Source organism: Halorubrum sp. SD612 (genome assembly GCF_002135005.1).
The window spans coordinates 1-6,170 of sequence record NZ_NEWI01000139.1; the positions used below are offsets into that span (position 1 = coordinate 1).

Consider the following 6,170-nt stretch of genomic DNA (forward strand, 5'->3'; position numbering starts at 1 on the left):
GCGACCGATGACCCGCCTCGGCCGGATCCGGACGGAGGCGGTCGCGGCGGGGCGCTCGTTCCTCCGCCGGCGGACGGCGGTGTTCTTCACCTTCTTCTTCCCCGTCATCCTCGTCGTCATCTTCGGCGCGTTGGTGCGGACCCAGCCCACCGGGGGCGGCCTGTTCGCCGAACCGGCGGGCTACTACATCCCGGGCTACCTCGCGGTCGTCGTCCTGTTCACGCCGCTGTCGCGGGTCGGCTCCGAGATCGCCCGCCACCGCGACGGCGGGCGGTTCGAGAAGCTGGCCACCACCCCCCTCTCCCGCGCCGAGTGGCTGCTCGCGCACACGCTCGTCAACGTCGGGATCATCGGCGCCGCGAGCCTGCTCATCCTCGGGCTCGTGCTGGCGGTGACCGACGCGGCCCTCGTCGTCTCCCCCGCGCTCGCCGCGCTGCCGGTCTTCGTCGCGGTCGCGGTGGCGCTGTTCTGCGGGCTCGGCGCCGTCCTCGGCGCGCTCGCGGACTCGCAGGACGGCGTGATCGCCGCGAGCAACACGGTCGCGCTCCCCCTGCTCTTCCTCTCGGAGACGTTCGTCACGCCGGCGCTGCTGCCCGAGTGGTTCCTGCCGGCGGTCGCCGCCTCGCCGCTGACGTACTTCGCGCGGGGGACCCGGGCGATCACCTTCGAGGGCGGCGCGTGGGCCGGCGACCTGCTCGTGTTGACCGCGCTCGCGGCCGGCTTCCTCGCGGTCGGGGCGTACGCGGTGCCCCGCACGGAGTGAGCGCCGACCGTGAGCCCGGGGCGGCCGACGGCGAGCCCGGGGCGGCCGCCGGCGAGCCCGGGAACGGACGGCGTCCGGCGTCGGCCCGGAACCGTTCATTTATGTCCGCAGCCCGCGCATCCGTGAACCGAGAGGGAAAGCCGTTGACCACCGTTCACTTCACTTGTCCGGACTGCGAGCAGACCATCGAGGTCAACGACGCGATGCGGGAGACGATACTCGACACCGGCTGTCCGGTGTGTACCGCGGCCGCGGCGGAGGGGGACTTCGCCGTGGCGTGCGAGTAGCCGTCGCCGCGATCCCCGCCGGATCGGGGGGCGCTGCCACGCGTTCGCACATCGCATCCGCTTGCTGAGGCTTTTTGCGTCGACCGCGACAACCCTTCGGCGATGACGCCCGAACTCGAGGAGATGGATCTGGGTACCGTGCCGCTCGGCCGGACCGGCCTGCGGACGAGCGAGCTCCAGTTCGGCACGTGGCGGTTCGGCCGCGTGACCGAGGCGGGGAACGTCGAGATCGACGAGGAGCGCGCCCACGAGCTGCTCGACGCCTACGAGACAGCCGGCGGGCGGTACGTCGACACCGCCGACGTGTACGGCGGCGGCGACTGCGAGCGCTGGATCGGCGACTGGCTCGCCGAGCGCGACCGCGAGCGCTACACGGTCGCCTCGAAGGTGTACTGGCAGATCCGCGACGGCGACCCGAACAGCCGCGGCACGAACCGGAAGAACGTCCGCCACCGCGTCGACGCCCTGCTCGACCGGCTCGGCACCGACTACGTCGACGTCCTCTACATCCACCGCTGGGACGACGAGACGCCCGCCCGCGAGCTGATGAAGACCCTGAACGGGCTCGTCGAGTCCGGCAAGGTCCACTACCTCGGCGCCTCCACGCTCCGCCCGAACGCCTGGAAGGTCGCCCGGGCCAACGAGATCGCTCGGAGCGAGGGGTGGGAGCCGTTCAAAGTGCTTCAGCCGCGGTACAACCTCGTCGACCGCGAGATCGAGGGAGGCTACCTGGAGTTCGCGCGGCAGCGCAACCTCGCCGTCTCCCCGTGGAGCCCGCTCGGGCAGGGCTTCCTGACCGGGAAGTACGACCGCGACGCCGACCTCCCCGACGACTCGAAGGCCGCCGAGTCGAGCCGGTTCCAGGAGGCGTACCTCACCGAGGAGAACTTCGACGTCCACGACGAGCTCGACCGGGTCGCCGACGAGGTCGACGCCTCCCCGGCCCAGACCGCGCTCGCGTGGCTCGCCCACCGCGACGGCGTCACCGCGCCCATCGTCGGCGCGCGCACCGTCGACCAGCTGCGAGAGAACCTCGCTGCCGCGACGATCGACCTCTCCGACGAGCAGGTCGAGCGGCTGACCGCGGCCAAGCCGGGTCCGTACGACGCGCTGTAGAACGGTACCGTCGCTACTGCTCCGCGCAGTACTCGACGAAGTTCCGCAGGATCTTCAGCCCCGTCTCGCCGCTCTTCTCGGGGTGGAACTGCGTGCCGAACACGTTGCCGGCCTCGTTGGCGACGACCGCCGGGAAGTCGACGCCGTAGTCCGCGGTGGCGACGACCGCGGCCGGGTCGTCCGGCTCGGCGTAGTACGAGTGGACGAAGTAGGCGTACTCGCCCTCCACTCCCTCGACGAGGGGGTGGTCCCGCGTCACATCGAGCTCGTTCCAGCCCATGTGCGGCACCTTCCGGTCCACGTCGAACCGGACGTTGGTGCCGGGGACGAGGTCGAGCCCCGTCACCTCGCCTTCGCCCTCGTGGTCCGCCTCCTCGCTCGTCGTCAGGAGCATCTGCATCCCGAGACAGATCCCGAACAGGGGCCGGCCGGCCTCGGCGTGGTCGGTCAGCGCCTCGCGCAGCGGGCCGGCGTTCTCCATCCCCTCGCGGAACGCGCCGACGCCGGGGAGGACGACGCCGTCGGCCGCGGCGAACGCCTCGGGGTCGTCGGTGATCTCGACCGCCGCGCCCGCGCGCTCTAACCCGCGGGTCGCGGACCGGAGGTTCCCGAGCCCGTAGTCGACGACGACGACGTCCGCCAGCGTCTCCGCGGGCGGTTCGAAGGTGCTCATACCTCCACTCCGAGGGGGACGGAAAAGTCGGTTTCCCTTGCGACAGTCGGCACGCGCGGCCGGGAGGGGAAACGGACGGACGAAACGGAGCCGGAAAATCGGAGCCGGAAAACCGGGGCCGAAGCGCGCTCAGCTCACTTCAGCGCCGCCTCGGCCATCCGCTGCGGGAAGCCCAGGAGGAGCGCCACGAGCCCCTGCGCCTCGTCGCCCTCGCGGAGCGCCGACCGGATCCGCTGGGAGACGATCTCCACGGAGATGATCAACACGAGGATGACGAGGATCGTCGCCATCATGTTGGTGAACCGGAACAGCCCCTGCTGGACGGAGAGCACGTTGCCGAGCCCGCCGCCCCCGATGATACCGAGCGACACCGCGATCCGGACGTTGATCTCGAAGATGTACAGCGTCCACGCGATGAACGGGGTCGTCACCTGCGAGAGCATCCCGAAGGTGATCAGCTGCGGCTTGTTCGCCCCGGTCGTCTCCATCGCCTCGATCGGACCGTCCTCGATCTCCTCGAGCTCGTCCGTGAACAGGCGGCCGAGGTTGCCGACGGTGTCGGTGGCGATCGCGAGCGTCGCGGTCACCGGACCGATCCCGCCGAGCGGGATGTAGATGAGCCCCCAGACGAGCGCCGGGATGGCGCGGATGGAGGACATGATCCCGCGGAAGATGAAGTTGAACGGGAACGGCGTCACGCGGCCGGAGCCGAGCACGCCGAACAGCAGCGCGAGCGGGAACCCCATCACGGTGCCGGCGAAGCCCATCGCGAGGGTGATGCCGGCCTCGCCGAGCAGCGGCGTCTCGCCGCCGAACCCGCCCCAGATCAGGTTCCGCTCGTCGATGAACGCCCAGTAGTCGAGGAACCCGGTCGGGTCGATGAAGGGGAACGCGGGCGTGAGGAACGGGAAGAAGTCCCGCAGCGCGTTGAGGAAGTTCGGGAGGTAGTTCGGGATGTTCGCCGCGAAGAAGCCGACGGACGTGAGCGCGTAGTAGAACAGCCCGCCGAGGACGCCGAGCCCGACGAGGAACACCAGCGCGCGGACCCGACGCGCGAGGACGATCTGCTCGTACCGGTCGCGGACGCTGTCGCCGTAGCTCATTGGCCCATCCCCCCGCCCGTGGCTCGCTTCGTCGAGGCGTCGTCGGAGTCGCTCGACGGGTCGGGGCCGTCGTCGGCCTCGCCCTCGGGCGCGAACATGCCTTCGGTGTCGATGTCGCCGTAGATCTCGTCTATCACGTCCATGTCGAACTCGTCGCGGTAGCCGTCGAACACCTTCTCACCGTCGCGGAGCCCGATGAACCGCTCGCCGAACTTCCGGGCGAGGTTCACCTGGTGGAGGCTGATGACGGCGGTCAGGTCGCGGTCGGCCGCCGCCGTCCGGAGATACCCCATCACCTGCTGTGAGGAGCCGGGGTCGAGGCTCGCGACCGGCTCGTCGGCGAGCAGGATCGTCGGGTCCTGGACGAGCGCGCGGGCGATCCCGACGCGCTGCTGTTGTCCGCCGGACATCTGCTGGGCGTTCTGCTGGGCCTCGTCCAGGAGTCCGACCGTGTCGAGCGCGTCGAGCGCCTGAAGCTTGTCCTCCTCGCTCTGTCGCTGGAAGAGCGAGTCGAGGAACGTGTTCCGGTTGAGCGAGCCGGTGAGCGCGTTCGAGTACGCGTTCATCTGCCCGATGATGTTGTGCTGTTGGAAGATCATCGCGATGTCGGGGCGGGGCTCGTCGACCGGGGTGTCGCCGATCCGGATCTCGCCTTCGGTGGGGGTTTCGAGCCCGTTCATACACCGGAGGAGCGTCGACTTCCCCGAGCCGGAGACGCCGAGCACGATGACGAACTCTCCTTCGGGGACCTCGAAGGAGACGTCGTCGAGCGCGACGGTCTCGCCGAACCGTTTCGTTAGTCCCTCGACTGTGATACTGCTCATTAGGTCGAAATGGTGTTTTTCGGGGGTTTACGAAAGGTCTTCGAACTCGAGACCGAGCTGGTCGAGCACGTTGGCGATCATCTCGTAGTCGTCGATCGAGCCGTCCTGAACGCCGGTGAACCAGAGCGGCTCGCCGTCGTAGTCGTCGCCGTGACTGAGGTCGTCCTCCCCGACGTTCAGCATCGCTTCTTCGAGCTCGCCTTTCACCGGGTCGTCCCAGTTGGACCGAGTCACGAGCGGCGCGCGGGGGATCGGGTCGGAGACCGCGAGGAGGTCGAGCTGCGTGCCGGACGACTCGATCTCGTCGCCGGCGCCCTCGTACTCGGAGGAGATGTCGACGAAGTCCTGCGACATCTCCTCGAACTGCTCTTGGGGCACGTACGGGGCCGAGGAGAACGCGCCGGTCGTCGCGGCCATCACGTCGTCGCGCTGGACCATCTGCTCGCGCGCGGTCGTGTGGTCCGAGTACTCCGCCTCGAAGTTGCCGGCGTCGCCGTCGGGGGCGTTACCGATGTCGAGCCCCGCGTCCTGAAGCACCGTGAGCGGGACGAGCGTGCCGGACACGGAGAGGATGTCCCCCATGTAGATGAGCTCGCCCTGTAGGTCCGACAGCGACTCGATGCCGCTGTCCGGCGTCGTCGTGATCGTTGAGAAGTACTGCGCTGCGCCGTACGCGATCCGGATGCCGACGATGTCGAGGATGTCCTCGCCCGCGATGACCGCGGACGGCGAGATGTCCGCGATCTCTCCCTGGTCGTTACGGATGGCCTGAAGCGTCGCCGTGTAGCTCTCCGCGCGGCTCGGCTCGATCTCGACCTCGACCTCCGACTCGAGGTACTCGAACATCGGCTGGTACTGCTCCTCGATGGCGACGTCGGCCTCCGCCGGGTTCAACACGAACTGCGCCGTCGGCACGTCGTCGGTGCTTCCCGAGGTCCCGCCGTCGGAGCCGCCGCCGTCGCCGCCGTCGCCGCCGCCGGAACAGCCGGCGAGCGCGACCACGCCGCCCGCGCCCGCTGTCTTGACAAACGTACGCCGGTCCGCCGACCACCTGTTGTCGGACATACAGGCGATTCTTTCGCTCGCGCGACTAATCGTTTTCTATGTTTTCTATATAGATCGTGAACGACCGTCGCGATCGATCGGCGACGACCGCCGGATCAGAACTCTCCCAGTCGGGACTGACCCTCGCCGCCGCCCTCCCGTCCCCCGACGCCGCTCAGTTCGGCCGCTCGGGCGATCGTCTCGAAGAAGCCGTCGCGCTGGCTCCGGTCGTACAGCGTCGCCGCGGGGTGGACGGACAGCAGTACGCGCCGCGACTCGCCGGCGAGCCGGCCCTCGCCCACGGCGCCGGACGCCCGCGTGACCCCCCCCGCCCGGGGCGGGAGGGGTTCGTCCGGCCCC

7 protein-coding genes and 1 pseudogene are annotated in these 6,170 nt (G+C 69.5%); 3 read left to right on the forward strand and 5 right to left on the reverse strand.

Features of this window, described 5'->3' with window-relative positions; genetic code table 11:
* Positions 1-7: 7 nt before the first annotated feature.
* The 3 genes from B9G38_RS13315 to B9G38_RS13320 all read left to right on the forward strand — a co-directional run bounded on the left by B9G38_RS13315 (position 8) and on the right by B9G38_RS13320 (position 2,166).
* Positions 8-763 (forward strand): ABC transporter permease, encoded by a 756-nt coding sequence (locus B9G38_RS13315; protein WP_086220677.1) that lies wholly within the window; start codon positions 8-10, stop codon positions 761-763.
* A gap of 143 nt (positions 764-906) precedes the next feature.
* On the forward strand, positions 907-1,050 hold the full coding sequence (locus B9G38_RS17880; RefSeq protein WP_143415458.1) for a zinc ribbon domain-containing protein: 144 nt from the start codon (positions 907-909) through the stop codon (positions 1,048-1,050).
* A gap of 102 nt (positions 1,051-1,152) precedes the next feature.
* Positions 1,153-2,166 (forward strand): aldo/keto reductase, encoded by a 1,014-nt coding sequence (locus tag B9G38_RS13320; protein ID WP_086220678.1) that lies wholly within the window; start codon positions 1,153-1,155, stop codon positions 2,164-2,166.
* Positions 2,167-2,179: 13 nt separating this feature from the next.
* Here B9G38_RS13320 and hisH read toward each other — a convergent pair whose 3' ends face one another.
* The 5 genes and pseudogenes from hisH to B9G38_RS13345 form a co-directional block, all read right to left on the reverse strand.
* Complete coding sequence (hisH, locus tag B9G38_RS13325) at positions 2,180-2,839, reverse strand: imidazole glycerol phosphate synthase subunit HisH (protein ID WP_086220679.1); 660 nt, start codon at positions 2,837-2,839, stop codon at positions 2,180-2,182.
* Between the two features lie 134 nt (positions 2,840-2,973).
* On the reverse strand, positions 2,974-3,942 hold the full coding sequence (phnE, locus tag B9G38_RS13330; protein WP_086220680.1) for a phosphonate ABC transporter, permease protein PhnE: 969 nt from the start codon (positions 3,940-3,942) through the stop codon (positions 2,974-2,976).
* Positions 3,939-4,766, reverse strand: coding sequence for a phosphonate ABC transporter ATP-binding protein (locus B9G38_RS13335; RefSeq protein ID WP_086220681.1), 828 nt, complete (start codon positions 4,764-4,766; stop codon positions 3,939-3,941). Before B9G38_RS13335 ends, phnE begins: the two co-directional genes overlap by 4 nt.
* A gap of 27 nt (positions 4,767-4,793) precedes the next feature.
* The gene (locus B9G38_RS13340; protein ID WP_086220682.1) at positions 4,794-5,831 is read right to left on the reverse strand and encodes a PhnD/SsuA/transferrin family substrate-binding protein; all 1,038 of its coding nucleotides are present in this window, start codon (positions 5,829-5,831) and stop codon (positions 4,794-4,796) included.
* A 95-nt stretch (positions 5,832-5,926) separates the two neighbouring features.
* Positions 5,927-6,170, reverse strand: a pseudogene (locus B9G38_RS13345) (uracil-DNA glycosylase); the annotation flags it as partial.